The organism is Dysgonomonas sp. UBA7630 (assembly GCF_002483985.1).
In the GTDB taxonomy this organism is placed as follows: Bacteria; Bacteroidota; Bacteroidia; order Bacteroidales; family Dysgonomonadaceae; genus Dysgonomonas.
Genome location: NZ_DLIY01000036.1, coordinates 31,900 through 58,364, shown reverse-complemented (window position 1 = coordinate 58,364; position 26,465 = coordinate 31,900). Strand labels below are relative to the sequence as shown.

The following is a 26,465-nucleotide window of genomic DNA, read 5'->3' as shown; positions in this document are numbered from 1 at the left end:
AACACCAACAACTCATCGGTCGGGGATCGCCCAGCGGCAAGGGGGGAGACCACTCCTCCCGACAAGCGAAAAAGAGTTATTTCTTCTTGGATGAGATAATCCGATTAGCAGCTTCGTTTTGCAACTCTTGTTTTGTCCGGATAGGATTTTGCCTTAACCAATCTTCCAATAGCTCTTTTTCAAAGTAGATCATCTTACCTTGTGGTTTATAATGCGGAATTACACCCTTTGATGTGAGTTGATATAAATAACTCTTAGATAAGTTAAGGAACTTACTTGCTTCTTCAAAAGACAATATCTTTTTAAGAGCATACAAATGTTTCTCTAATGCGGAAACCCTCATTTCTAAATTTTCATTCATAGCAATATGAATTTATAACATTAATAAATGGGGTTGCGCATACCCCTGTTTTTTGTCGACAAGGGCAAATGTAAATTGATATTTAAGGAGTTATGTTTGAGAGGGTAAAAGTCTCAATGTATTCTCAATGTTCTTGCAGTTCTTTGATATACTTGTCTATGATATGAGAATCTTTTGGCGGGTAATCTTGGTTTGTACTAACAGTACTGGAGATATTATCCTGATTTAGAAATACTCCTTTTTCGGATGTAAGGAATATCTTATTTTGGGCACATACAGCTTGCCAACTGCTTGTTATATAACAGCGTTTATTTAATTCGTTAAATAGATAGATAAGGAGTTTGTTTTTCTTACTGGCAATCCTCAATGGCTGTTTTGTTGTACAGGATAGGATTTGCTGTACAATATCAATAGTCATTACAGTATCTAATACCTTTATTTTATTGATACATTCTACAAGAATTTCTATCTGTTTTTCATTAAGGGTAGATTTAAAGTCTTTTATTATGATTTCAGGTTGTAGTGCTTGTAATTCCGGTTCAGGTACTTTATCAAACTTATTAGTATTCACTTTAAATAGTAAATCGAATGTTGTATTTATTTGACTTTGTTTTTCTGTGGATAGATTCCCATAAGATACTCGATTCTTATACACCGAAAACTGCTGGTCAAGATATTCTTTTTCCTCTTCTTTGCTCATATTATTATATTCAATCACAGTTCTCATATAATGAGGAGTAAACTGAATATCTTTGAATAGTAACGTAAGAAAACTAATCCAACTCAATATAGCTACAAAGCCAAAGAGAATACACGCTAATGGAAACCAAAGGTGGGCTAAGAATGTGTTTTTCTTTTTCAATAACTCATATTTATTCATCAAAGAACTCCATATCTTTTGATTGGCTTCTTTTTGGGAATATTTAATATAAGCTAGTTTGTTCATATAGCTTTGATTTAATTATTTCAAAGCTAAATAAAAGATGACGAAGAGCAAAAAGATAAGCTTATTTTACTGCGTTTTTCTCAATTTTGTATGTATATAAGATATACATTTGCCTGCTGCACATAAATAATTATCAGTTTTATTTATATCTTTCCGATTATCAGAACTAATAAGACTTATTTTTCATCTTTGTTTTTCTTTCTCTTAGTTGCTGATTTATAGGGGAAAGTAGTATGTACATAGTATGTACATCAAAAATAAAAGAGACTTACAATATTTTGTAAATCTCTCATTTTCAAGTAGCGGGACGGGGACTTGAACCCCGGACCTCATGATTATGAATCATGCGCTCTAACCATCTGAGCTATCCCGCCATCATCTTGTTAGCGGGTGCAAAAATAGAAGTTTATTTCTTATAAAACAATACTCACAGCCGAAATTTGCAAAAATATTTAATAATAATATCGGAAATAGCTCATATACAAAGCCTAATTACCTAATAAAATTTAAGAATAATATCTTTCACTCCAATATTACTCTTTACATTCTTCTTTTTACTACTTTTGTACCTGATTTAGTCAATTGTTAATGCTAAGGATAAAGAGGTTATACACATTCATTCTTCAGACATTTTTCCCCGTCTTCATGATGACTTTCGGGATATGTTTGTTTATTGTCTTGATGCAATTTCTATGGAAATTTGTAGAAGACCTTGTCGGCAAAGGACTTGACAACGTAGTGCTTGCCGAACTTTTCATGTATGCAATCCTCAACCTTATCCCTCTTGCCCTCCCACTCTCTTTGTTGCTAGCCTCTCTTATGGCTTTTGGAAATTTGGGTGAACGACTGGAACTATTAGCAATAAAGGCATCCGGGGTTTCACTCTTAAAAACGATGAAGCCTCTGATTATATTCATTTCGTGTGTAGCTGTGGGAGCCTTCTTCTTCCAAAACGAAGCTATGCCACGCATTCAGGTAAAACTCCGCTCATTAATGATATCCATACGGCAAAAATCTCCGGAGTTGGATATTCCTGAAGGATCATTTTATAGTGGAATAACAAATTACAGCCTTTACGTAAAGAAAAAAGAAAAAGAAACCCGTATGCTGAAAGATGTAATGATCTATGATACATCCGAGGGGTTTGATAATATGTCGGTATTCGTTTGCGACTCCGCCCTTATGAGCATATCGTCCAACAAAGATTTTCTTTTGTTGAACTTATATTCGGGACAGCGATTCGCGAACTTTTCACAATCCGGACTTAACGAAACACGTCAAAACAATCAGTTTGTTCCATATAGTAGAGAGAATTTTAAAGAAAAGAAAATAGTCATTCCATTCAATAGTGGATTTGATAGAATGGACGAATCTAATCTGGAAGGAACACAAATATCAAAAAATATTTTTCAATTAGGGAGTTCCATAGACTCTCTAAGTTCCAGACTTGACAGTGTGAACGTACATGACAGAAAGGTGATAGGGAAAAACACCTATTTAACGTATCGCAATTCTGATGCATACAAAAAGGTGGAAACAGAAGAAACGGCATTACCGAATAAGGAACAAGCAATTGAACCTTTGAAGAAAAAATCTATAAATACAATAGATTTTGACTCATTGCTAAATACATATAGCAATGATGAAATATCAAGATATGTAGGTTTTGCTGCAAACGAAGCCGAAAGCAGCAGGTTCAACATCATGGAGACCACGCAGAAAATAAACATGCAAAAGAATATACGTATGCATAAAGTTGAATGGCATCGTAAATTCGTATTATCTTTTGCCTGTCTCATCTTCTTCTTTATCGGAGCACCATTGGGGGCTATTATACGAAAAGGAGGATTAGGTATGCCGGTAGTTGTCTCTGTACTTCTATTTATCGTTTATTATATTATCGATAACATCGGGTACAAAATGGCACGCGATGGAGTTTGGGAAGTTTGGCAAGGTATGTGGCTAAGCTCATTTGCCCTTTTCCCATTAGGCGTATTCCTCACATATAAGGCGATGAACGACTCTGCTCTATTCAACCCCGAAGCTTATGGAAACTTCTTCCGAAAAATATTGGGCTTAAAGAAAAAGACAATATATGAAACAGAGCAATCGGTTGACATTAATACTGTTCCCGATCTTGCATCACTCAATGCAAATCCCGATCAGATTGCGTATATCCAAGAGATGAGTATTGAGAACCTGAAGGATATAGCGAAGAATCATAAAGAGTATAGTTACGACGAAGACACCTTACAACTCGTATTAAGCATATTGAAAGATAAGGGTGCCAGCTTCTTTGATGTGAAAGTAAAAAAGATAAACTATGTAGAATCTCAAAGTATATTTAATGCATTTATGAAAAATGCAAAAATAGCCATGCTTATTTATTTGGTTATTATACTATTCTCTATATTGTCAGTGATAATAAAGCTTAGCTTTATCATGTCGTCTTTGATAGTAGTAGCGTATGCTGTATTTTTCATAAAATCATTCATTTGTTACTTCGACTTCTACAGATCTATTGACAAAAAGACAAGAAAAAATATGTTTGGCATCATTGTTGGTTCTTTTATATTTATCTGGGGATTTTATCCTTATTTAAAGAAAAATATAGAACGTGAGATGATAAAAATTAAATGACAAAAACAGACTGGAAATAATATAATAATGGATAAGATTAAACTGGACACAGTAGAAGAAGCAATTGACGAAATTAAAAAAGGTAATTTCGTTATTGTAGTAGACGATGAAGATCGTGAAAACGAAGGCGATTTAATAATTGCAGCAGAAGCAATTACTCCGGAAAAGATAAACTTCATGGAGACACATGCCAGAGGTTTGATTTGCGCTCCGCTGACATCAGAACGCTGTGACGAACTAGATTTACCAATGATGGTGACCAACAATACCTCTATGCATTCTACTCCCTTCACTGTATCAATCGACCTATTGAAAAATGGTGTTACAACAGGGATATCTGCATACGACAGGGCACAAACAATATTGGCTCTAACAAAAAAAGAAACCAAACCGGAAGACTTTGGTCGTCCGGGACATATATTCCCATTACGAGCTAAAGACAAAGGTGTACTAAGCCGTATTGGACATACCGAAGCAGCTGTAGACCTGGCACGTTTAGCCGGACTATATCCTGCCGGAGTATTGATTGAAATAAAAAAAGAAGATGGTGAAATGGCTCGTCTGCCTGAACTGAGAAAAATGGCAGATGAATACAATCTCAAACTTATATCTGTTGCTGACCTGATACGATACAGGCTCGGAAGAGAATCTCTTATAGAAAGAGGAGCTAAAGTAAAAATGCCAACTGCATATGGAGATTTTGAACTAATTCCTTTCAAACAAAAAGCAACAGGATTAGAACATGTAGCCATTATAAAAGGGACATGGGATAAAGATGAACCGATACTCGTTCGTGTACACTCGTCTTGTATGACTGGCGATATTTTTGGATCGAAACGCTGCGAATGTGGCGAGCAACTTCACAAATCGATGGAGATGATACAAAAAGAAGGAAAAGGGGTTGTCATCTACCTCAATCAGGAAGGTCGTGGCATTGGCCTGATGGCAAAAATGGAAGCATACAAATTACAGGAAGAAGGTTACGATACAGTAGATGCAAACCTACACTTGGGATATCGTGCCGATGAGCGCGATTATGGCGTTGGGGCTGCAATTCTTCGCGACCTGAATGTATGTAAAATGCGCTTACTTACAAATAATCCTGTAAAAAGAAAAGGTTTGGAATCCTTTGGGCTTACTGTTGTAGAGAATGTACCGATCGAAGTTACTCCTAACCAGTATAATGAGTTTTATATGCATACTAAAAAAGAACGTATGGGCCATGACTTACATAATGTAGATTAATCTATTATGTAATTATAGAAATAAGAATATCATATAATCAAAATCGATAGAAAATGACACAAGTATCAGCACGCATAGCGAACCTTTCTGTATCAGAAACTTTAGCAATGTCGCAAAAGAGCAACGAATTGAAGGCTCAAGGAATCAATGTGATCAACCTAAGTGTTGGAGAGCCTGATTTTTATACACCGGATCATATAAAGGCGGCTGCAAAAAAGGCTATTGATGATAATTTTTCATTTTATTCTCCTGTTCCCGGATATCTTTCGTTGCGACAAGCAATAAGTAAGAAGCTGGAGACAGAAAACGGATTGAGTTATAAGCCTGAACAAATTATTTGTTCGAACGGAGCCAAACAAGCAGTTTGCAATGCTGTACTAAGTGTTGTTAATCCGGATGACGAAGTCATTATACCTGCTCCATGCTGGGTAAGCTACATAGAAATGGTAAAACTTGCCGAAGGTAAGAGTATTGTTATACATACAGGTATAGAGCAAAACTTTAAAATAACTCCGGCTGAGTTAGAAGCTGCAATTACTCCCAAAACAAGAGCTATAATACTATGCTCCCCTTCTAATCCTACAGGAAGTATCTACAGCAAAGCAGAATTGAAAGGTCTGGCTGATGTATTGGCTAAACACCCTAATATAATCATAATCTCCGATGAGATATATGAACATATAAACTATACAGGTAAACACGAAAGCATTGCCCAGTTTGAAAACATCAGGGAAAGAGTCGTAATTATAAACGGAGTATCTAAAGCGTATGCCATGACAGGTTGGCGCTTAGGCTGGATGGCAGCCCCACAGTGGATTGCAGCAGCTTGCAATAAGCTACAAGGTCAATACACTTCGGGAGCATCTTCTATTGCTCAGAAAGCAGCAGAGGCAGCATATCTAGGCGGACAGCAGTGTGTAGAAGATATGCGACAGGCTTTTGTACGTCGCCGTGACCTGATCGTAAAACTAGCTTCCGAAATAGAAGGTTTTAAAGTAAACAAACCCGAAGGAGCTTTCTATTTGTTCCCTGAGTGCAGCTATTACCTTGGCAAATCATACAACGGAAGATCGATCAAAACATCGGCCGATCTTGCCATGTTCCTTTTAGAAGAAGGACATGTGGCATGTGTTGGCGGACTTGCTTTCGAAGCGGCAAATTATATCCGTTTCTCATATGCAACATCTGATGAAAATATCATTGAAGCAATGAAACGAGTTAAAGAGACGCTGGCTAAATTAAAATAAATCAATTTATATAGCTAAGAAGTGGAGATAAGTAATTTATCTCCACTTTTTTATTTAAAATAGATCAAGTTTATGAAAAAAGAAAAATTATAATTTCAAAAAGACACTTTATCTCATTTTTTATACTTAACTTTGTACCTCAGATATTCGCTTGAGATATTTAGAATATTTGAAATAATGAGAAAGAAAAAGATACAATATTTACTATTATAATAAAAGGAACAGATATGACAGATATCCCGTTCCTTTTTTTTTATCTTTGTAAATAGCTTATTTAACCACATATTTATATAAACAAACGATGCATTTAGACAAACCAGTTCAACTAATTCTTGATGACGGAACAATTTTCGAAGGAAAGTCATTCGGCTCTGAAACCGCAAAAGCCGGAGAAGTTGTATTTAGCACTGCAATGGTAGGCTATACAGAAAGCCTTACCGACCCTTCTTATTTAGGTCAGATACTAGTTGTCACATTTCCTCTTGTTGGTAACTACGGAGTTCCCGACGATACACTTACCAACGGAATTTCCGATTTTTACGAATCAGAAAAAGTACAAGTAAGCGGACTCATCGTCTCAGATTACTCGCACGAATACTCTCACTGGAATGCTAAAAAAAGTCTGGGAGACTGGTTAAAAGAGCACGACGTACCGGGTATTTATGGCATTGATACGCGTGAGCTGACAAAGATACTCCGCGAAAAAGGTTCGATGAAAGGAAAAATCGTTTTCAAAGGTGCAAACGAAATTGAGTTTTATGATCCGAATATCGAAAACCAGGTTGCAATTGCAAGTTGCAAAGAAGTGTTGACATACGGCAACGGAGAGAAGAAGGTAGTTCTAGTAGACTGCGGTGTTAAGCATAATATCATACGCAGCTTACTAAAGAGAAACGTAACAGTAATACGCGTGCCTTGGGATTATGACTTCAATCAGTTGGAATGGGATGGATTGTTTATCTCAAATGGTCCCGGCAACCCTGATTTTTGTGAAGAAACTGTAAAGAATATTCGTAAGGCAATGGAAGGAAGCAAACCGATCTGCGGAATATGTATGGGCAACCAGCTACTTTCTAAAGCTGGCGGAGCAACCATATATAAATTGAAATATGGACATCGCAGTCATAATCAGCCCGTAAAGATGGTTGACTCGACTCAATGCTTCATCACTTCACAAAACCATGGCTATGCGGTAGCGAATGCGTCATTAAGTGCAGAATGGGAGCCTTTATTTATCAATCTGAATGATGGAACAAACGAAGGTATCAAGCATAAGACTAAACCATTCTTTTCGGCACAGTTTCACCCAGAAGCATGTAGCGGCCCAACAGATACAGCCTTTATTTTCGATTTATTTATTGAAAAATTATAATCCACTATATAAAAAAGCAGCTTAAATGGATATAAATATAGACGTAAAAAAAGTATTAGTCCTTGGTTCGGGTGCATTAAAAATTGGAGAAGCCGGAGAGTTCGACTACTCCGGTTCGCAAGCTCTGAAAGCATTGAAAGAGGAAGGAATTGAAACTGTACTTATCAACCCTAATATTGCAACAGTACAAACTTCAGAAGGGAGTGCTGACAAAATATATTTCTTGCCTATTACTCCATACTTTGTTGAGAAAGTTATCAAAAAAGAAAAACCGGATGGAATCCTGTTAGCTTTTGGAGGACAAACAGCACTCAACTGTGGAGTACAGCTTTTTCAGGAAGGAATTCTTGAAAAATACAATTTACGAGTTCTCGGAACGCCTGTACAGGCCATCATGGATACTGAAGACCGTGAATTGTTTGTAAAGAAACTAGATCAGATAGATGTAAAAACCATCAAGAGCCACGCCGTTGGCACAATTGAAGATGCAGTAAAGGCAGCTAAAGACTTAGGTTACCCAATTATCATCCGTGCAGCTTATGCCTTAGGCGGACTAGGTTCAGGTTTCTGTGACAATGAACAAGAGTTACGGGCTCTTGCAGAAAAGGCCTTCTCCTACTCTTCTCAGATTCTTGTTGAGAAATCGCTCAAGGGTTGGAAAGAGATCGAATACGAAGTGGTTCGTGACAAGTACGGCAACTGTATGACTGTTTGTAATATGGAAAACTTCGACCCGCTCGGAATACATACAGGAGAAAGTATTGTTGTAGCACCATCGCAAACATTAACGAACGATGAGTTTCACAAGCTTCGTGAACTATCCATCCGCATCGTAAAACATATAGGCATCGTTGGAGAATGTAACGTACAATTTGCCTTCGATACAGAATCGGAAGATTACAGAGTAATCGAAGTAAATGCACGTCTGAGCCGTTCTTCTGCTCTTGCATCTAAAGCTACAGGTTATCCGCTGGCTTTTGTTGCNNTGTTGCGGCAAAGTTAGGTCTGGGATATGGATTGTTCGAATTGAAAAACTCTGTAACAAAATCTACTTGTGCATTCTTCGAACCTGCACTCGACTACATTGTGGTAAAAATACCTCGCTGGGACTTAGGTAAATTCCATGGAGTATCTAGAGAGATTGGCTCTAGTATGAAGTCTGTAGGTGAGATAATGGCAATAGGACGTACATTCGAAGAAGCGATACAGAAAGGTCTTCGCATGATCAATATCGGCATGCACGGATTTGCGGCTAACAAGCCTCTGGAAGTGGATGATCTGGATGAGTCACTCAAAAACCCAACAGACAAACGTATATTCTGCATCGAAGAAGCCTTCAAGAGAGGATATACAGTAGATCAAATCCATGACCTGACTAAAATCGATAATTGGTTCTTACAAAAACTGAAATACATATATCAATGTTCTAAAGAACTTGAAAAATATGACGATGTACAGTCTCTTCCTTTAGACTTACTACATACATCTAAGAAAATGGGATTCTCTGATTTCCAGATAGCGAAGATTGTATGTAAAGAACCAACTCTTGTAGAAAGAGTTCAGCACGATGTGCGCCGTATACGTAAAGAGAACGGAATAGTACCTTGTGTAAAACAAATAGACACATTGGCAGCAGAGTATCCTGCTCAAACAAACTACCTGTATATCACATACAATGGTAGAGAAAACGATGTGAAATACTTAGGAGACCACAAATCGGTGATAGTTCTGGGCTCAGGTGCATACCGCATCGGTTCTTCGGTTGAGTTTGACTGGTGCTCGGTGAATGCCTTGCAAAGTATCCGTAAAGAGGGCTATCGATCGGTAATGATCAACTATAACCCCGAAACGGTCTCTACAGACTATGACATGTGCGACCGCCTATACTTCGATGAACTCACATTTGAACGTGTAATGGATATCATCGAACTCGAAAATCCTCATGGAGTAATACTTTCGGTGGGTGGACAGATACCGAACAACCTTGCAATGCGCCTTGACGCAGCTAAGGTTAACATACTGGGAACTACAGCTAAAAGCATTGATAATGCAGAAGACCGCCACAAGTTCTCGAGTATGCTCGACCGCATAGGTGTAGATCAACCTCGCTGGAAAGAACTAACATCTCTGCAAGACATCAAAGGCTTTGTAGACGAAGTTGGATACCCTGTGCTGATCCGTCCATCATACGTACTGTCAGGTGCAGCGATGAATGTATGCTCTAAAGATCAGGAGTTGGAAAACTTCTTAGGACTAGCCGCCGAAGTTTCAAAGAAACATCCGGTAGTAGTGAGCGAATTTGTTGAAAATGCAAAGGAAATAGAGATAGACGCTGTAGCCAACAAAGGTGAAATCATAATGTACGCAATCTCAGAACACGTAGAGTTTGCAGGAGTTCACTCGGGAGATGCGACAATACAATTCCCTGCTCAACGCCTATATATAGAAACAGTAAGACGCATAAAGAAAGTTGCCCGCAAAGTAGCTGAAGAGTTACAGATATCAGGACCTTTCAACATGCAGTTCTTAGCGAAGGATAACGAGATTAAAGTAATCGAGTGTAACCTGCGAGCATCCCGCTCCTTCCCTTTTGTTTCTAAAGTTTTGAAAATAAACTTTATCGAACTGGCTACTCAGGTGATGCTTGGCAAAAAAGTAGAGAAACCCAATAAGAATGATTTCGATCTTGACTATGTGGGAATCAAAGCATCTCAGTTCTCTTTCTCACGTCTGCAAAAAGCCGACCCTGTATTAGGAGTGGATATGGCTTCGACCGGAGAAGTAGGTTGTATCGGTGATAACTTCTACGATGCGATGCTTAAATCAATGCTGTCTGTAGGTTACAAGATTCCGAAAAAGACCGTATTGTTCTCAACCGGCCCGGCTAAATCGAAAGTAGAGTTACTCCAAGCAGCAAAACTTCTACACCAAAAAGGATATGAGTTATATGCAACCGGAGGTTCTCAACGATTCCTTGTAGAAAACGGAATCCCTGCAACTCAGGTATTTTGGCCAAATGACAATCAACAGCCAAATGCATTGGAAATGATACACAACAAGCAGATCGACCTTGTCGTAAATATTCCTAAGAATTTTACAACCAGTGAGCTCGACAATGGTTATAAAATCCGTCGTGCAGCGATAGACTTTAATGTACCATTGCTTACCAACTCGCGCCTTGCATCAGCTTTTATACAGGCATTCTGTAAGATGAATGTAGATGAGCTTGAAATTAAAGCTTGGAATGAATATGATTAATTGATCTGAATTGACAAATATTAGAATAGCCTGACTATAAAATCAGGCTATTTCTTTTTGGTCTTTTCATTCAAAGGAATCATCACACAAATAAATGTTTTACAACCAATACTAAACTTTTAAAACTACCGTTCATAATATATTATTTTTTAGAATCTGACATATATGAAAAAAACTCTTGCCCTTGTTCTCTTTAGTTTACTTTGTCTGAATTTTAGCATCGATGCCCAAACAAAAAAGTTGATTATAGAGATAAATTCTATACAATCGAAAGAAGTTGTTAGCCTGAAATATAATTCAAAAAATCAATTAATATATATCGAAGAAAAAGGGCCGATTATTTTTAGGGAATTCACTCTAAAATATGACAAAAATGGGAAACTAGCCGAATGCCTTATAAACAGAGATAGAGGAGAAGCTATTAACAATTCAAAATTTATGTATGATAATAACGACTACATAACCGAAGAAGTTAAAAGCAGCGGTAAACAGCTCCGTAAAATAACAGAATATAATAAGATTTATACAGATAACTCAGATAGATTGAGTAAAACAACATTTGAAGATGGAAATTTATGGGAAGCATTTTCGTACGACAATCACAATAATCTTATAAAATATTCAGTTCACTCAATTTCGGGTAAAGAAGATATAGTGGTTGATTACTCTTTTGATACGAACAAGTCTATCTTTTCCAGCATAGAAGGTTTACCCCTCTGGTTTTGGACACTACATATGAATAATATGAAATGGTGTAGCGACTTTTTAGGTCACAACAATGCTATTGAGGCTACTACACTAGACTCGAGGTTTGGAACTGACACCAAGGATATTACATACGAGTATGATGCCGAAAACTATCCTATCAAACAATACTATGATGGAGTATTAGCCAAAGAATTCAAATACAAAGCTATTTAGAGAGAAAGATGTGAGTTAAATGTAATTTCAATATTCTCATCATGTTCAACGGAGTGAAACATCTCCGACTACATCGACTTTTACACCAGCGTCTTTTTATCAAGATAAATACAGCTTACGCATTTTTTCAATATCCACATTCAGAATATTCTTCAAAAATGTATTTATTGTACCGTATTCTTTTTTAATCGTATCCAAGCCTGATTTCAAAAATTCAGGTTTGACTTCAAATAAAGACTTCAATGCAGGAGAGGCATTTTTATATTCGGCATATTTATCTGCTAAGTAGAAATTAGAAAGCAAATAGTCGTCCAATATAGTTTCTTCATCTACGCCCAAAGACGATAATACAAGAGCTGCCGCCATACCTGTACGGTCTTTCCCGGCAGAGCAATGAAACATAAGAGGAACATTTTCTTCATTTTGAAGCAATCTGAATAACTCTCGGTATCTGCTTATACATAACGGATCTGTAACCAAAAGAGTATTCATTCCTTTCATCAGGGTGTCCGCTTCATCTACTGAAAGTTTATACAAATCATCTTTAGAAGTTGCTACAGCCATAAGATTTCCGGGACTTATACACAAGGGATAGTTCTGTTTTACCGAAACCGGATTTTTATCCGGAGCTTGCATCATTTCTTTTTCAGACCTGAAATCTACGATAGAAACCAAAGGAATAGAAGCCAGATAAGCCAAGTCTACATCATTCAGATCATGAAGATCATCTGAGCGAAATATTTTACCCCATTTCACACGACGACCGTCTTGTGTTTTGTAACCGCCTAAATCTCTAAAATTGTATCCTCCTGCCATTGGCAAGTGCTGTTCAGATAATATAACTTTTTCGTTGGCAGTAGCTAACACAAAGTAGTATCTTCTTGGGTCTGATATAGTCAAGGGAAAAACACCTCTCCCCTGTCCTTTTGCTATTGGTTGCGTATAATCAATTTCTTCAATCGAAGTTCCGGCAAACAATGACCATTCTTCAGAAAAATCAATTTTCAATGATGCTGATTTTGATATTTTATCTCTAATTATTGATGTATATTTTGTTATGCCCGACTCCAAATATTGAATACTATCTAACTCTCCTCTTTCTTCATTCGATGCAATCGCAAATCTATCCCAAGTCATAAAATATCAGTTTATCGATTTATCTTATCTATTTTATGCAAGTTAATCAAAATACCGTTAGGCATAATTATTGTTTTCACATTATTAACTGATTGTTAAATTATATTATATATCACACTGATCACAAGCTGGAATTACATAGCACGAAACCCTTGGGAATAGCTCTGTAGAACTAATAAGAAAGAAGAAATTAATCATTACTAAACATATAATAAAAAGTTAAAATAATATTTCATATTAAACCTCAAGAAGTTATATACATCTAAGTATCATGAAACAATTAAAAATCGAAAGGTCATGAAAAGATTATTTTTATCATTAGCTATATTGGCTTTTACTTCGCTAACAATAGTTAGTGCACAAGAAGGAAGGCGTAGTAAACGGGGATTTTCTTTACCGCAGGAATTAAACTTAACTTCCGAACAGCAACAAAAAGTGGATTCTGCTAATAATGAATTCAGAGCAAAAATATCGGATTTGAGAAGTAATTCAAATATTTCGAAAGAAGATAGAAGGACTAAAATTAAAGAACTAAGAAGAGAACACCGTGATGCTATAAACAACATTCTGACTCCTGAACAACAAACAAAGCTGAAAGAACTGCAAAGCAAAAGGGAGAAGGAAATGAGTATGAGAGGTAAAAGGCACGACAGGCAAAGAGAATTAGCAATACAATACAAAAAGGACTTGAAGGGCCTCAACCTTACGAATGAACAAAAGCAACAAATAAGAGCAATAAATGAAAACTACAGAAGCAAATCGAAAGAACTAGCGATACAACATCGTGACGATTTGAATAAAATCTATACCCCTGAGCAACAAAGCAAACTAAGAGATATCAGAAAAGATTTCTCAAAGGACAAAACTTTTACTTATGGAAGTAGAAAAGGCATGAAATTAGATAATGCCAGTGTAGAAAAATTAAATGCTTTAAAAGAAAACTACATTAAAGAAAAAAAAGCTATAGAAATGAGCCGCATTGCTCCGGCTGCCCAAAAACAAAAGCTATCTGATTTGCGTGAAAATTTCAGAAAAGAAAGACGTCAGATACTTGCAGATGCACAAAAGGCTAATAAACAAAATGCTCCGGCATAACACACAATACAAAAACTATTTCAGTATTCATAAAACGTCAACTTCTGGTTGGCGTTTTTATCTTATATATATACCTCCGGATTATTGAATTGCGAAAGAGCTCAAAAATAATAAAGAGAAGATTTAATAAAAAACTCAAAAGGTATCAAACAATATCAAAAGTGTCACTTTTGTCACCTTTTCGCCAGTACGTACTAGATATGAGACACTTAAAAAAAACAACAATTGTCACCTTTTGTGAAGATATACCTCGGAATTGTAAACTTTTGAAGCAAACCGCTAAAAAGTAAGCGCTGCTTGATTATATTTGTTCTCTTAATTGATAAAACCATGACATGGAGAAATTACCCGATATAAAAGCTTTCCGATTCAAGGATACATCTTTTGCCAATCTGATGACTAAACGTATTTTCAATGTCTTGTTGATAGCAACGAAATACGATTCGTTTATGTTGGAGGATGATGGGCGTATTGATGAACAGATATTTAATGAATATACATCACTTAATCTAAACTATCCGCCTCGTTTTACTCAGGTATATTCAGAAGATGAGGCCATACGGAAAATAAGTGAAAATCATTATGAACTGATCATTCAGATGCCAAACATGGATGATACGGATATATTCTCTACAGCAAAGCATATAAAAGAATTATATCCTGAAACACCATTCATTGTGCTTACGCCTTTCTCTAAAGAGGTATCAAAAAGACTATCGTCGGAAGACTTATCGGGTGTTGATTACGTGTTTAGCTGGCTTGGCAACCCCGATCTCTTATTGGCTATAATCAAGCTAATAGAAGATAGTATGAATGTAGAACATGACACAGAGAGTGTAGGTGTACAAGTTATACTCCTCATCGAAGATTCTGTACGGTTTTACTCTTCAGCCTTACCCACTCTGTTCAAAATTGTAATGGAGGCATCAAAAGAATTCTCGAAAGAGGCTTTGAACGAACACCAGCAAATGTTGCGTATGCGTGGACGCCCTAAAATTATGCTGGCTCGTACCTTCGAAGAAGCTGTTGACATCTATAAGAAATACTATAACAACATCTTAGGCGTTATTACCGATATGAGTTATGCTCATGGCGGGACAAAGGATAAGTTAGCGGGCTACAATTTTGTAAAATGGATGCGGAAGCAACGGCGATTTGCTCCGGTAGTTTTCACCTCATCAGAAGTTAAGAACAAAGCTTATGCTGATGAGTTAGGCTGTAGTTTTATTGATAAGAATTCAAAGAGTTTTCCTCGGGATTTGAAAAAGCAGGTGGTCAACAATTTCGGATTTGGAGATTTTATTATAATAGATCCTGAGACCGGAAATGAGATTATGCGAATACGAAACCTGAAGGATATGCAGAAGAATATATTCAATATTCCGGATGCATCGATAGAGTACCACCTTTCACACGATCATTTTTCCCGTTTCTTCTATTCCAGAGCCATGTTCCCTTTGGCTGAGTGGCTAAAGCGTATTGCGGTTACAGATTTTAGCAGTATGGAAGAGGCTCGTCAGATTATATACGATATGATAATAAAATATCGAAAGGTAAAGAACTCGGGAATAGTTGCCACATTCGACAAAGATCGCTTCGATGAATTTTCTAACTTTGCCCGAATGGGTGACGGCTCTATAGGCGGCAAAGGACGTAGTATTGCTTTTATTGATAATATAATAAAGGAACACTTAGAGTTAAATGAGGATAACAAGATTTCGGTCAAGATTCCTCGTACAGTAGTATTATGCACCGACATCTTTGATGAGTTCATGGAGACCAACGACCTGTATCCAATAGCATTATCAGACAAGTCGGATGATGAAATATTAAGATGTTTCTTTCGAGCGGGCTTACCGGATCGCCTTATCGAAGATTTCATGGTCTTTCTGGATGCAATAGACGCTCCAATTGCCGTACGCTCTTCCAGTCTGCTTGAAGACTCGCACTATCAGCCTTTTGCGGGAGTATATTCGACTTACATGATTCCTTTGATGAAAGACAAGTATGATACACTCGGATTGCTTAGTAAGGCAATAAAAGCAGTGTATGCTTCTGTTTTTTACAAAGACAGTAAAACTTATATGACTGCAACACAGAACCTGATAGATCAGGAAAAAATGGCAATAGTTATACAAGAGGCTGTAGGGACTAATTACGAAGATCATTTCTATCCGACCATATCCGGTGTGGCACGGTCATTGAATTTTTACCCTATAGGGAACGAACGACCCGAAGAAGGTATAGCCAACATTGTATTAGGTTTGGGTAAATACATTGTAGAAGGAGGTTCGAATCTGCGTTTCTCACCGGCACATCCACACAATATTGTACAGCTGAGTTCCGTAGATTTGGCCTTAAGAGATACTCAACGCTTTTTTTATGCTTTGGACACAAAGAATATTCAAAAGGAATTTACAACGAATGATGGTTTTAACCTTTTGAAGCTAAATATAAAAGATGCAGAAAAAGATGGCTCTATAAAATATATATCATCGACGTACGACCCTGTTGATCAGGTTATATATGATGGATATTATGATAGTGGTCGAAAGATAATATCGTTTGCAAACATTTTACAGCATAATGTTTTCCCTCTTGCTGAAATTCTACAGCAAGTTTTAAAAATTGGACAATCGGAAATGGGACGTGCTGTAGAAATAGAATTTGCAGTAGATCTGAAAGAAAAAGGAGAAGGGATATTTTATCTGTTGCAAATAAGACCAATAGTACAAAATAAAGAATTGCAGATTGAAGATTTGTCTCGGATAAAACCGGAAGATGAAATATTACACTCGAATAACGCTCTAGGACATGGAGTTATAAGTGATGTACATGATATTATCTACGTGAAAACAAAGAATTTCAATGCAGCTAATAACACAAAAATAGCGACAGAAATTGATAGATTGAATGCTGAATTTTTAGAAAAAGAAAAAAATTACATATTGGTAGGTCCCGGAAGATGGGGAAGCAGTGATTCTTGGCTAGGTATTCCGGTTAAATGGCCTCAAATATCGAATGCTCAGGTGTTGGTTGAGCTTACCTTGGATAACTATAAAATAGAGCCAAGTCAGGGCACTCATTTCTTTCAGAACCTGACATCTTTTGGCGTTGGATATTTCTCTATCAATCCGTTCACATCTAAAGATGGATTGTTTGATGAAGATTATCTGAATAAACAACCTGCGGTCTTCGAAACTGATTATATACGACATGTTCAGTTTCTAAATCCGATGGTTATAAAGATAAATGGAAAAAAGAACATTGGAACCGTACTGAAACCCGAACAAATATAAATTAATTGTTTATGAGAATAATAATTGGGATAATCTTACTTCTATCTTTTGTTGCTATTGGGCTGAAGGCTCAAAATGTAGGGCTTGCAACTTATTATGGCAAGAAATTTAATAACAGGAAGACAGCCAGTGGCGAAATATACAAAAAAGACAGCATGGTTTGTGCTCATCGGACTTACCCTTTTGGCTCTCTATTGAAAGTAAAGAGTTTAAAGAATGATAAAGAAATAATTGTCAAGGTTATCGACCGAGGGCCTTTTAGGAAGAAATGCATAATAGATTTATCATATGCTGCAGCGAAAGAGCTCGATATGGTACATCATGGTTTGATGAAAGTAGAGGTGTCGGAATATATTAAACCGACTCAAGATACCATTAAGCCGGATAGCATCGCTTTGATAAAAAATCCGCTTGTAGAGTGATACTGAGTGTTAGACATTTAGTATATCTGGAGGTAGAATTTGTCATTAATCGCACAAAAAATCTTGTATCTTGAATAAAATATTATATCTTTGCAGTCGCTAACCAAAAATGGTTCCTTGGCCGAGTGGTTAGGCACCGGTCTGCAAAACCGTCTACGGCGGTTCGAATCCGCCAGGAACCTCAAGCAAAGCTCCGAAACGACTGATAATAAACAGTTTCGGGGCTTTCTTATTTTTAGGGGTCGCAAATAGGGGCGGCAAATGATTATTTTATAAGTGGCAGATTGATAGATTATTAGAAAGGAAGGTCGTCAATTCCGTCATCTACTACAGTGATTGGAGGAGAAAATTTCTTTTCAAAGTAATTCTTCAAAAATAATCCAACGGTAGTGACTGTATTAACAACGAAATAAGCATATATAGAATCATTGATAATGTAATCACTATCAGTTTTTCCATGAAACTTGGTCTTGCTACTTCTTAATTCTTCAACGCCTTTACTTATTGACAACAAAGAACTACCAATAGTTTTAATTTCTTTTGGAATATCAGAGTTTGGGTATAATTGAAAGAATTTTAAAACTTCTCCGACTAAAGAGTATAAAGTTTCGCTTCCTTTCAGAGAAATTTTAACCCTTTCATCTTTTAATATCTCTTTTACGATACTTTCTAATGCAGAATTAACCAAACCGATAGCAATATCGGGATGCTCTTCAATTTGCTTAAATGCATCTTCAAATGTACGACTCGCTGTAGGATAGTTGGATTTAATCTCGTTCCTAAAAACAGGGATAGAAGGTATAAAATCAGGGGTTTCCACCCCTAAATCAATTGCTATTCTTAATAGTGTTTCTCCATCAATTCCATGCAAAGTTGAAACTAAATCAATATCCTTAGATTCTTTTAATACAATAGGAAAATTCTCCCAATTATTATAATCCCATTTATACCATTTTTCAATATAAAACTTTACATCTTTATAAGATTTGTATTCAGACCAGATTGCAGATTCTATATTTTTAATAAGAGTCATTTGATATTTAGGAGATATATCTTTCATAAATTCCCTTTTTGCTTTTCGTAGGTATTATACAAATACTCACATATCGTTTTCGCACTATTAACGGCGAGAACAGCATGTCTATCATCTATTTTATATTTTTTCTGACTTGGAGAACCTCCATGAGCATCGCTGGAGTTATTCCTTAATCCAGATATGCCACTTATTTGACTTATCAAACCAGATAAAATTTGCTTCAAATTTTCATCAGAATGATTGCTTGGATTTAGGTTAAGAATATTCGAGACCTTTTTATGCAATTTTATAAGATTACCATCATAAGTATATTCTTCATTAGAGAGAGATTCTATAATATATAAACACATTGATTCTATCAAGTTTCTGGCATTAGTAACTGCTCCTTCATAATCTTGCTCCCGTATTTTATTCTCGCATTTACTTATCTGCTCTTTTATATAATCAAAAGAAATACTATCCAACGATTCTGACTTAACTAAACCAACTTCATCTAATTCAAAATCAACGTAATAATTGATTTTTGTAATTTCAGGAGCCTCATCTTTTAAAGGATATATTTGTCGAACAGATTTGTAAATAAGGTTTTCATCTAATCCATTAAGGAGTAACAATTCTTCATTCTTTGAAACAGGAGAATATATATCAAATGTACTGAGATAAGAAAACGATCTACTTCCAAAAGTAGATGATTCATTAAGAACAGACCGTGAATGCATAAGTAAATCGGCAATATCAGTACGACCTTTACTTACGAGTATTTTTCTTAGTTTTTCAATATCCTTATCCTTCATATTTTCAGAGTTTAACAACAAAGATAAATCTTATTTTAACAAGAGTTTGGTTTTAAGTTATGTATTGCTTTGTATTCCATCTTTATTTCCGATTTACAGCATTTATTTACTAAAAGCGAAGCCCGAATAGGTACAGACGAATAAAGTCTAAAATTAAGCATTAAAAAGATTGGGGTGAAGAAATTGGCTCAAAAGTTTTCAACCCTTTGCCTGAGGCTTCGTTTCACTCAGCCTTAGAAATATATCCACCACCCAATAAAATAAAAGCCTTACAAAGCTTATTTTCCATTTAGGTATACCTATCGTCGATTCCATTATAAAAAGATCAACGAAGAGCAAACAATATACTGTACCCTCAATCTATAAGCCTTTGCGATTCGATTACCACAAGAGTTTTATATTATCTGGGTAGGGGTTTGTTATTCAACTCCGATTATAGAAACTTATCTTTGCGATTCTCTGCGGTTCTTAGTTATTTCGTTGCGTTTAGTCGTAAATAACAGCGATGCGCAAACGAATAGCTTATAAACTTGGGACAACAGTACATTCTCAATCGTATTTCGATTTATCTCTGTCAGTGATTCTTTATTAATTGCAATATGACAAATTAATATTTTGGAACTGCGAAGTCGAGGAATTGAAAATTTTGCGTCAAAGTATATAATACTCTTCTTTATTGTCTATGTACTTACTTCTTCTGCTTATTAAGTAGAGAAATACCCCATAAATTTCGTATTAATATGGGTAAATCAAGGTTAATCTGCTTACTTTTTCTGATTAGGTATTTTGCTACATCTACTCTTAGGTTGAATTTGTTATAATTTTTTTTGTCATAATATTTATCCAAAATCTCACAAATAGAAGTGAAAGCGGCACTCTTTGCATTTTTTGCACTATCATAAGTTGAAGTTCTTGATATGCATAACTCTTGATAAGAATCTACAAAATCAAAGAAACCTAAGCCCTCCAAACCAAATGCAATTTCTTTTTCTTTTTCGGTTAGTTCTGCTTCATTAAATTTCAAACTATTATAAACAATAATACGACTAATCTCTTTTGTCCAAAAAATATATAATTCAGAATAGTAGTTTATCAAATCTCCTATCGTTTTGATATGATCCATTCCACTATTTTTAAAAGCTCTATGAGTTTTTAATGTAAACTCTATTCGCAAGTGATGGATTCCTTTCATTTTTAATTTATCGAATGACTTCTTTTTTAGGATTCTTTTTTCCTCTGAAAACGTATGAGCCGCAATTTCATCATCTTTTACATAAAGTTTGAGAAGCCTGTCAGATCCATTAAAATAAAGCGTGCCTTTTTCGATATAGTCATCAATTCTTTTATAATGAGCGTAATCGACAATCATAGGCAAAATATCAATAGCCTGAATTCGGGTTCTGATATTTGCCCCTACTTCACATTGCGTAAATTTTGCTTGTTTCAATTCTTCAAAAGGAATATTTAAGTCATTTGCAATGCCTTTCAAAGTCTGAATAAACTTGCTTTGCGGCATATCTAATAGAGTCACTCTATTATAACTCCTTTTACGAAGGCTACCCGTCAAGGTAACAGTTTTAGTATTTTTATTATGACTAACTTTTAGATAATGCTTCTCCGAACCACTATTGTTATATAGTCGGAAATTATCATAATCATACTTTTTATTATCTGGATTCTTTATAAGTTGTCGAGGTTTGACTTTTCGGCATTTCTTATTCAAATCTCCCGAAAAATTCCTCAAAATGATTTTTATATTATCTATCATACTATCTTCGGATTATCAGCCCAAAGATACAAATTTATAGAGCTACCAACCTCTCAAGCATCACTTTATAATAGGAATCTGAATAGAAATCATCCCAAACATCTCCAATAAATATATTTCGGCAATCATCTATTTTTTTAAGGTCGGGGCGATTTACGTTTGAGAACATTATCTTTTCGTCAGAACTAAACGATTTTAATTTATCTATTTTCTTGCTAACCAAATTTATATCAGAAGTATTTGATACTTGAGCGGCAATAATCTTATTTTGATTATTTGCTCCTAATACATCAATATCGGCAAAGTTTCCACCAGTTCTTATTATCTGATAATAAATTCGATACTTTTCGTTTGCGAATCGAGAACGTAGCCACTCAGTACACATTACCTCAATAGCTGAATCAGTCATTAAAGATAAATCTAACGGATATTTAGCTCCGTAGTAAATGCCGTAGATAGCATTTTTTCTCTGGTTTACAGCACTAATGGTTACTTGTTGCGGTATTATACTCTTTAGAATAGGATAAGTCCTTAAATCAATGCTATCAAATTGCTCTCCCCAATTCGGAGTACAATAAACGCTTTTCATCTTTAGACAAAACAACTTAAATCCATTTCCTTCTCGACAAAATATCTCTGCTCCTTTCTTTATCAGTCCTATTTTCGGATTCTTTTCAAGATAAGAAGCTATAACAATGACATCTTGCTCTTTAACTAAATTTGCAAGATTAACAAAACGTTGAATATAGGGTAGTTTGTTATTATACGGTGGATTATTGCCATTTATCAAATCATCAAAATACTTTTGGTCTATCGTTTCTTCTTCTTGAATACAAATAGAAACAATATTATTCTCATACAAATATTCCAATTCGGAAGCTGATTTATTGGTATAGTTACAACGAACCAAATAGATAGGCTCCTCAAAAAGATGTTCATTCAGCCAAAGAACTTGGATAATCTTTTCCGCAAATTCATATAGCCGTTCTTTTCTAAGCTCTGCATTTGCTTTTAGTGATTCGTGGTCTTCTATAGGAAGATATTTCTTTATAAATACATTTGCGATTTGCGTTGCCGGCATTTGCAGAGAAGGAAGCCAATATCTGATATTATTATTCCGAATATCGGGTATCAGAACTTCTTTGAACCAAGAATATAGCTCTGCATATTTCCATAGCGGTTGCGAGTTCTCTTTTTCGTCTTTTTCTTGTAATTGTTTACTTATATCTTTTCCCAAATCAATGCCTATTGCAGAGCTTAGAGATAAATAGTCTTGGGAGTTTTCAAAATAAGTAATCAATAAACCTCTGATAGTGAATCGTTCTTTTATTGCAATAGCAAAAGCACTTATAGTATCTTGCAGTTTCTTTGGCTCGTTTTCTTCATCGTAGAAGGTTTTTATCAGATTTTCAATTTTGGGCGAATAAGTGCCTTTCTCAGTCAATTTATCTAAGATTACACGAGTATATAGGTTGAAAGTATCTATTATTTCATTCTTCCGCACCTTATCATTCAGAGCATCCTTGCCTTGCAAATAATTATCTACAATCTCTTTGATATTATAGCCTGCATATATGATTCTTGCAAGAATCTCTATTCTCTTGTCTACTTCGACTTGGTTTGCTTCATGAGAATAAGTCTGAAATAAGGCTTTGGGCTTAATTGAGATACTTAGTTCTTCAAAAGGATTATTTTTCATTTTATTGCTATTGTTCAATTAGATACAAATTTCAAAATTGGACAAATATAGCAATAATCAACAATAAAACCGCATATATGCAAACGTTATTTATGCGGTTACATAGATGCGGAGTTAGCCGTAATTTCGTGTAAAATATATGATTAAGAAGAAAATTCAAATACCAGAAGATAGCCGTTTATCTCAAATAGGCAATCGTGTTCGTGCTTTGCGGAAGGCGAATACAAATCTTAGTGCCGAAGATTTTGCCAACGAGAAAGGCTTTGACCGTGTTCAATACTCCCGAATTGAAAACGGAGCAAACATCACAATGAAAACTCTTCTAAAGGTGGTAGATGCTCATAATATGACGCTGGAGGAGTTCTTTAGCAATTTAGGCTAAGGGTTATTTTAGCATTAATCTCAGGTATTCTTCATCTTTCAGCAATCTTTCCCTTCTTTTCTCTTCGGTTTCCCCAATACAGGAAAGCAATATTATACTGATTATAGGAGTTAAACAAAAAGAGAAAATGACCCAATAGAAAGCACTTCTCCCATTTTTACAAGCCATTTCGTAAACATAATAAAGCAATATCAAGGCGTTTACAATGACTGCTATGATAATGACAATAGCAAGAAACCCCATAGAATTAAATTCAGTTTGCATAGTATTATTATTTTTTCTTTTTTGCTTTCTTTTCCTTGATAACGTCTTTTATCTGAAACAATGGGAGTTGATTGGCTGCATACGCTGCGGAAGCGGAATCCCATAGAGTATAATATTCTTCCGTAGTTCTTGTGCTACCATGCCCCATATACTCTTTTAGTATTTGTAAATCAAGACCTTGAAGAATTGCAAGCGTGGCAAATGTCCTTCGGGAAGAATGATAGGTCAGATATTTTTCAATTCCGATTTGTTCTGCTAATTTTCTCAATATCTCGTTTATATCTCCTTTGACTTCCAAAAAGATACTATTTTCAGGCTCAACATTATTAATATCATTCTCCGTTGCTAACTCCAATATTTTCCCAGCTAACTCAAATACAGGAACAGCTAATTTTCTTTTTTTTCTTGCTCTATTCTTTATTGCTTCTTTAACAAAAGTATTTTTATCGAAATCAATATTTTTCCATTTAATGTCCACTACATCACTAATTCGGAAACCTGTAAAACAAGAAAATAAATACATTATCAAAACTCGGTATTCAGGTGTACCAATCTTTATTTTGCGAATAAGTTTATACATTCTATCCAGTTCGTCAAAATTCAAGAAAGTTCCATTTGCTTCAAGTTTGGGTATTACAACGTCACCACTCCGAAAAGGATTCTCTATTTTCACTCCTTGCCTTTGCTCAATATAGTTTATGACCGCTCTAATATGCTTTAGCCTATTATATCGACTTCCTTTAACGTCTCCTCTCTCTGATTCATTGCCTCTTTTTATTAGGAAATTATCAAAAGCGTTAATGAGTTTTGCGTTTATATCTCTTATTTTAATTTCTTCTCGAAAAGACTTTAGCGACCGAAAAGTTGTCCTATAGCCTTTGAATGTTTCTTTTGACATTGCATTACTCCTTTCTCGGAATTCAATGTATTTATCAAAGTAATCGTAGAAGGAGGCATTTCTTGATTTATCAACATTTTCGTTTTCGACAATTTTTCTGAGTAAATCAACCGTTATTTCTTCTTCATTGATAAGAGCCTTATTTACCTCTTTCTTTATTCGATTGAACTCATTCTCAATAATTATAGCTAATTCTATGTCATAGGGTAATTTTTTTTCATTATCCCATTCTGCATCTGAAAATCTGAAAGTCTTTCCTCTTTTTCCAAAAGAAAACTTAACGTCCTTGTCGTCTATTCGTTGAAATCTGACATATAGAGTTTTCTCTCCATTTTTCCCTTCCTTCTTCTTATCAACTTTAAGGAATAAGGTCGGTTTGGGGACATATACGCTCATAGCAATACGATTTTTATGCGAAGATAAATATATTCAGGCAATTCATTGATAACTATGACGAAAACGTATGAATTCCTCTTGCCGATTCTCTTGCTATTGATAAATCATATTTCAAATATCGTTGGGTCATATTTACAGATTTATGCCCCAAATATTTTGAAATTTTGTAAATATCTACTCCATCGACTACAAGAAGGGTCGCAAACGTATGGCGTGAGGAATGGTAGGTAATATGCTTATTGATTCCTGCAAGTTTTGCGTGCTTACGGAGCGTTTGGTTTACAGTCGGCTCTGCATAATTATAGAATATTTTTGAGTCACTATTCAATAAAGTTCCGTTTTTTGACCATTCCATTAATATATCACGAGCCATTGGAAACAAAGGAGTAATAACATCAGTTTTAGTTTTTATCATCGTCTTGCGGATAATGCTATTCTCAAAATCTATATCTTTCCAAGTCAAAGTCATAGCATCGGAGAACCGCAACCCGCAGAAGCAAGAAAACTGATACATCTTCAAAATTTGATATTCTTTCGAGCTTTTATCAAATTGTTCGGTATATTCTACCAAAGTATTAAGCTCCGTTTTATCCAAATAAATCTCTTTTGCTTCGGAACTCGGTATCTTGAACCATTTATAAGGATTATCAACTGAAAGATTACGTTTTTGCATATCCAAAATAACGGTTCTCAAATTCTTATGCTTTGGATTACGTCCACCTGCCGAATTTCCGTTTACTTCTCGCATATGGTCATCGAACTTTTCAATAAAAGGCAAGGATATATCTGAAATCCGTATATTTTCTTTGAATTCTTTCAGAACATTATAGGTTGTCATATACACTCGGATAGTCTCTGGGTTAAGACCTTCTTTGCGTTTGCGTTCTACAAATTCAAGATAGTAGTCATACAAAGAGCCGTTTTCGGGTTTTACTTTTTTCTTACCTGAATAGAACTCTTTTACCACATCTATGGTCAATTCCTGCCCCTCTACAAGGATTCTATTTATATAAAGCTCTAATTCCGTTATCTTTCGATTTAAGAGGATTAGCAATGCCTTATCTTTTGGAGTTTTCTTTTTCGCATCCCACTGCTCTTTTCGGACATCTAATTTCGCTGAAACTTTGGTTTCCTTGATTCCAACCCGAATACGAAGATATATTGGGTATTTGCCGTTTCTTTTTATCGGCTTGTCATTTCTGATACAACTTATAATCGAATATTCTGCCATTTTCTAAAGTAGCTCATTAACTCGCATGAACTAAGTTAGTTGGCAGTTTGGAGA

General features: G+C 35.6%; 19 protein-coding genes, 2 tRNA genes and 1 pseudogene. 11 read left to right on the top strand and 11 right to left on the bottom strand.

Going from position 1 to position 26,465, the window contains the following annotated elements; translation table 11 throughout:
• Window positions 1-76: 76 nt before the first annotated feature.
• The 3 genes from B3P17_RS14415 to B3P17_RS14405 all read right to left on the bottom strand — a co-directional run bounded on the left by B3P17_RS14415 (window position 77) and on the right by B3P17_RS14405 (window position 1,681).
• Window positions 77-361, bottom strand: coding sequence for a helix-turn-helix domain-containing protein (locus B3P17_RS14415; RefSeq protein ID WP_135105904.1), 285 nt, complete (start codon window positions 359-361; stop codon window positions 77-79).
• Between the two features lie 124 nt (window positions 362-485).
• The gene (locus B3P17_RS14410; RefSeq protein ID WP_291105999.1) at window positions 486-1,307 is read right to left on the bottom strand and encodes a hypothetical protein; all 822 of its coding nucleotides are present in this window, start codon (window positions 1,305-1,307) and stop codon (window positions 486-488) included.
• Between the two features lie 300 nt (window positions 1,308-1,607).
• A tRNA-Met gene (locus B3P17_RS14405) sits at window positions 1,608-1,681 on the bottom strand.
• A gap of 271 nt (window positions 1,682-1,952) precedes the next feature.
• Here B3P17_RS14405 and B3P17_RS14400 point away from each other — a divergent pair.
• The 6 genes and pseudogenes from B3P17_RS14400 to B3P17_RS14375 all read left to right on the top strand — a co-directional run bounded on the left by B3P17_RS14400 (window position 1,953) and on the right by B3P17_RS14375 (window position 11,990).
• Window positions 1,953-3,947 (top strand): LptF/LptG family permease, encoded by a 1,995-nt coding sequence (locus B3P17_RS14400; protein WP_412266435.1) that lies wholly within the window; start codon window positions 1,953-1,955, stop codon window positions 3,945-3,947.
• Window positions 3,948-3,974: 27 nt separating this feature from the next.
• Entirely contained in the window at window positions 3,975-5,192 is a 1,218-nt protein-coding gene (locus B3P17_RS14395) for a bifunctional 3,4-dihydroxy-2-butanone-4-phosphate synthase/GTP cyclohydrolase II (protein ID WP_135105898.1), read from the top strand.
• A gap of 53 nt (window positions 5,193-5,245) precedes the next feature.
• Entirely contained in the window at window positions 5,246-6,439 is a 1,194-nt protein-coding gene (locus tag B3P17_RS14390) for a pyridoxal phosphate-dependent aminotransferase (protein ID WP_252639370.1), read from the top strand.
• Window positions 6,440-6,740: 301 nt separating this feature from the next.
• Window positions 6,741-7,811 (top strand): glutamine-hydrolyzing carbamoyl-phosphate synthase small subunit, encoded by a 1,071-nt coding sequence (gene carA, locus B3P17_RS14385; RefSeq protein WP_252639369.1) that lies wholly within the window; start codon window positions 6,741-6,743, stop codon window positions 7,809-7,811.
• A 31-nt stretch (window positions 7,812-7,842) separates the two neighbouring features.
• A pseudogene (gene carB / locus B3P17_RS14380) lies at window positions 7,843-11,069 on the top strand (carbamoyl-phosphate synthase (glutamine-hydrolyzing) large subunit).
• A gap of 165 nt (window positions 11,070-11,234) precedes the next feature.
• Window positions 11,235-11,990, top strand: coding sequence for a hypothetical protein (locus B3P17_RS14375; RefSeq protein ID WP_252639368.1), 756 nt, complete (start codon window positions 11,235-11,237; stop codon window positions 11,988-11,990).
• 99 nt (window positions 11,991-12,089) lie between these two features.
• Here the strand turns inward: B3P17_RS14375 and B3P17_RS14370 are convergent, their stop codons facing one another.
• Window positions 12,090-13,127, bottom strand: a complete 1,038-nt coding sequence (locus B3P17_RS14370) for a tyrosine-protein phosphatase (RefSeq protein WP_252639367.1) — start codon at window positions 13,125-13,127, stop codon at window positions 12,090-12,092.
• A 297-nt stretch (window positions 13,128-13,424) separates the two neighbouring features.
• On the opposite strand from B3P17_RS14370, the gene B3P17_RS14365 reads away from it, so the two are divergent.
• The 4 genes from B3P17_RS14365 to B3P17_RS14350 all read left to right on the top strand — a co-directional run bounded on the left by B3P17_RS14365 (window position 13,425) and on the right by B3P17_RS14350 (window position 18,125).
• Entirely contained in the window at window positions 13,425-14,222 is a 798-nt protein-coding gene (locus B3P17_RS14365; protein WP_252639366.1) for a hypothetical protein, read from the top strand.
• Between the two features lie 335 nt (window positions 14,223-14,557).
• On the top strand, window positions 14,558-17,521 hold the full coding sequence (locus B3P17_RS14360; protein WP_252639365.1) for a PEP/pyruvate-binding domain-containing protein: 2,964 nt from the start codon (window positions 14,558-14,560) through the stop codon (window positions 17,519-17,521).
• An 11-nt stretch (window positions 17,522-17,532) separates the two neighbouring features.
• Window positions 17,533-17,943, top strand: coding sequence for a septal ring lytic transglycosylase RlpA family protein (locus B3P17_RS14355; protein WP_252639364.1), 411 nt, complete (start codon window positions 17,533-17,535; stop codon window positions 17,941-17,943).
• 111 nt (window positions 17,944-18,054) lie between these two features.
• Window positions 18,055-18,125, top strand: a tRNA-Cys gene (locus tag B3P17_RS14350).
• 113 nt (window positions 18,126-18,238) lie between these two features.
• On the opposite strand, the gene B3P17_RS14345 is transcribed toward B3P17_RS14350, so the two are convergent.
• The 4 genes from B3P17_RS14345 to B3P17_RS14330 form a co-directional block, all read right to left on the bottom strand.
• Window positions 18,239-19,003 (bottom strand): abortive infection family protein, encoded by a 765-nt coding sequence (locus B3P17_RS14345; protein WP_291105994.1) that lies wholly within the window; start codon window positions 19,001-19,003, stop codon window positions 18,239-18,241.
• Window positions 19,000-19,773: an abortive infection family protein gene (locus B3P17_RS14340; protein ID WP_291105992.1), complete on the bottom strand. Its 774-nt coding sequence runs from the start codon at window positions 19,771-19,773 to the stop codon at window positions 19,000-19,002. Before B3P17_RS14340 ends, B3P17_RS14345 begins: the two co-directional genes overlap by 4 nt.
• A 688-nt stretch (window positions 19,774-20,461) precedes the next feature.
• Complete coding sequence (locus B3P17_RS14335; RefSeq protein WP_291105990.1) at window positions 20,462-21,541, bottom strand: phage/plasmid replication domain-containing protein; 1,080 nt, start codon at window positions 21,539-21,541, stop codon at window positions 20,462-20,464.
• Window positions 21,542-21,575: 34 nt separating this feature from the next.
• A complete protein-coding gene (locus B3P17_RS14330) occupies window positions 21,576-23,240 on the bottom strand; it encodes a hypothetical protein (RefSeq protein WP_291105988.1) in 1,665 nt (554 codons plus the stop codon).
• 139 nt (window positions 23,241-23,379) lie between these two features.
• Here B3P17_RS14330 and B3P17_RS14325 point away from each other — a divergent pair, with 139 nt between their 5' ends.
• A complete protein-coding gene (locus tag B3P17_RS14325; RefSeq protein ID WP_291105986.1) occupies window positions 23,380-23,622 on the top strand; it encodes a helix-turn-helix domain-containing protein in 243 nt (80 codons plus the stop codon).
• Between the two features lie 3 nt (window positions 23,623-23,625).
• On the opposite strand, the gene B3P17_RS14320 is transcribed toward B3P17_RS14325, so the two are convergent.
• From B3P17_RS14320 to B3P17_RS14310, 3 genes are read right to left on the bottom strand one after another with little or no spacing between them, the layout of a single operon-like run.
• Window positions 23,626-23,886, bottom strand: coding sequence for a hypothetical protein (locus tag B3P17_RS14320; protein WP_291105984.1), 261 nt, complete (start codon window positions 23,884-23,886; stop codon window positions 23,626-23,628).
• A 7-nt stretch (window positions 23,887-23,893) separates the two neighbouring features.
• The gene (locus tag B3P17_RS14315) at window positions 23,894-25,180 is read right to left on the bottom strand and encodes a tyrosine-type recombinase/integrase (RefSeq protein ID WP_291105982.1); all 1,287 of its coding nucleotides are present in this window, start codon (window positions 25,178-25,180) and stop codon (window positions 23,894-23,896) included.
• A gap of 52 nt (window positions 25,181-25,232) precedes the next feature.
• Window positions 25,233-26,411 carry a site-specific integrase gene (locus tag B3P17_RS14310; RefSeq protein ID WP_291105980.1) on the bottom strand — a complete coding sequence of 393 codons (1,179 nt, stop codon included), beginning with the start codon at window positions 26,409-26,411 and terminating at the stop codon, window positions 25,233-25,235.
• Window positions 26,412-26,465 lie beyond the last annotated feature (54 nt).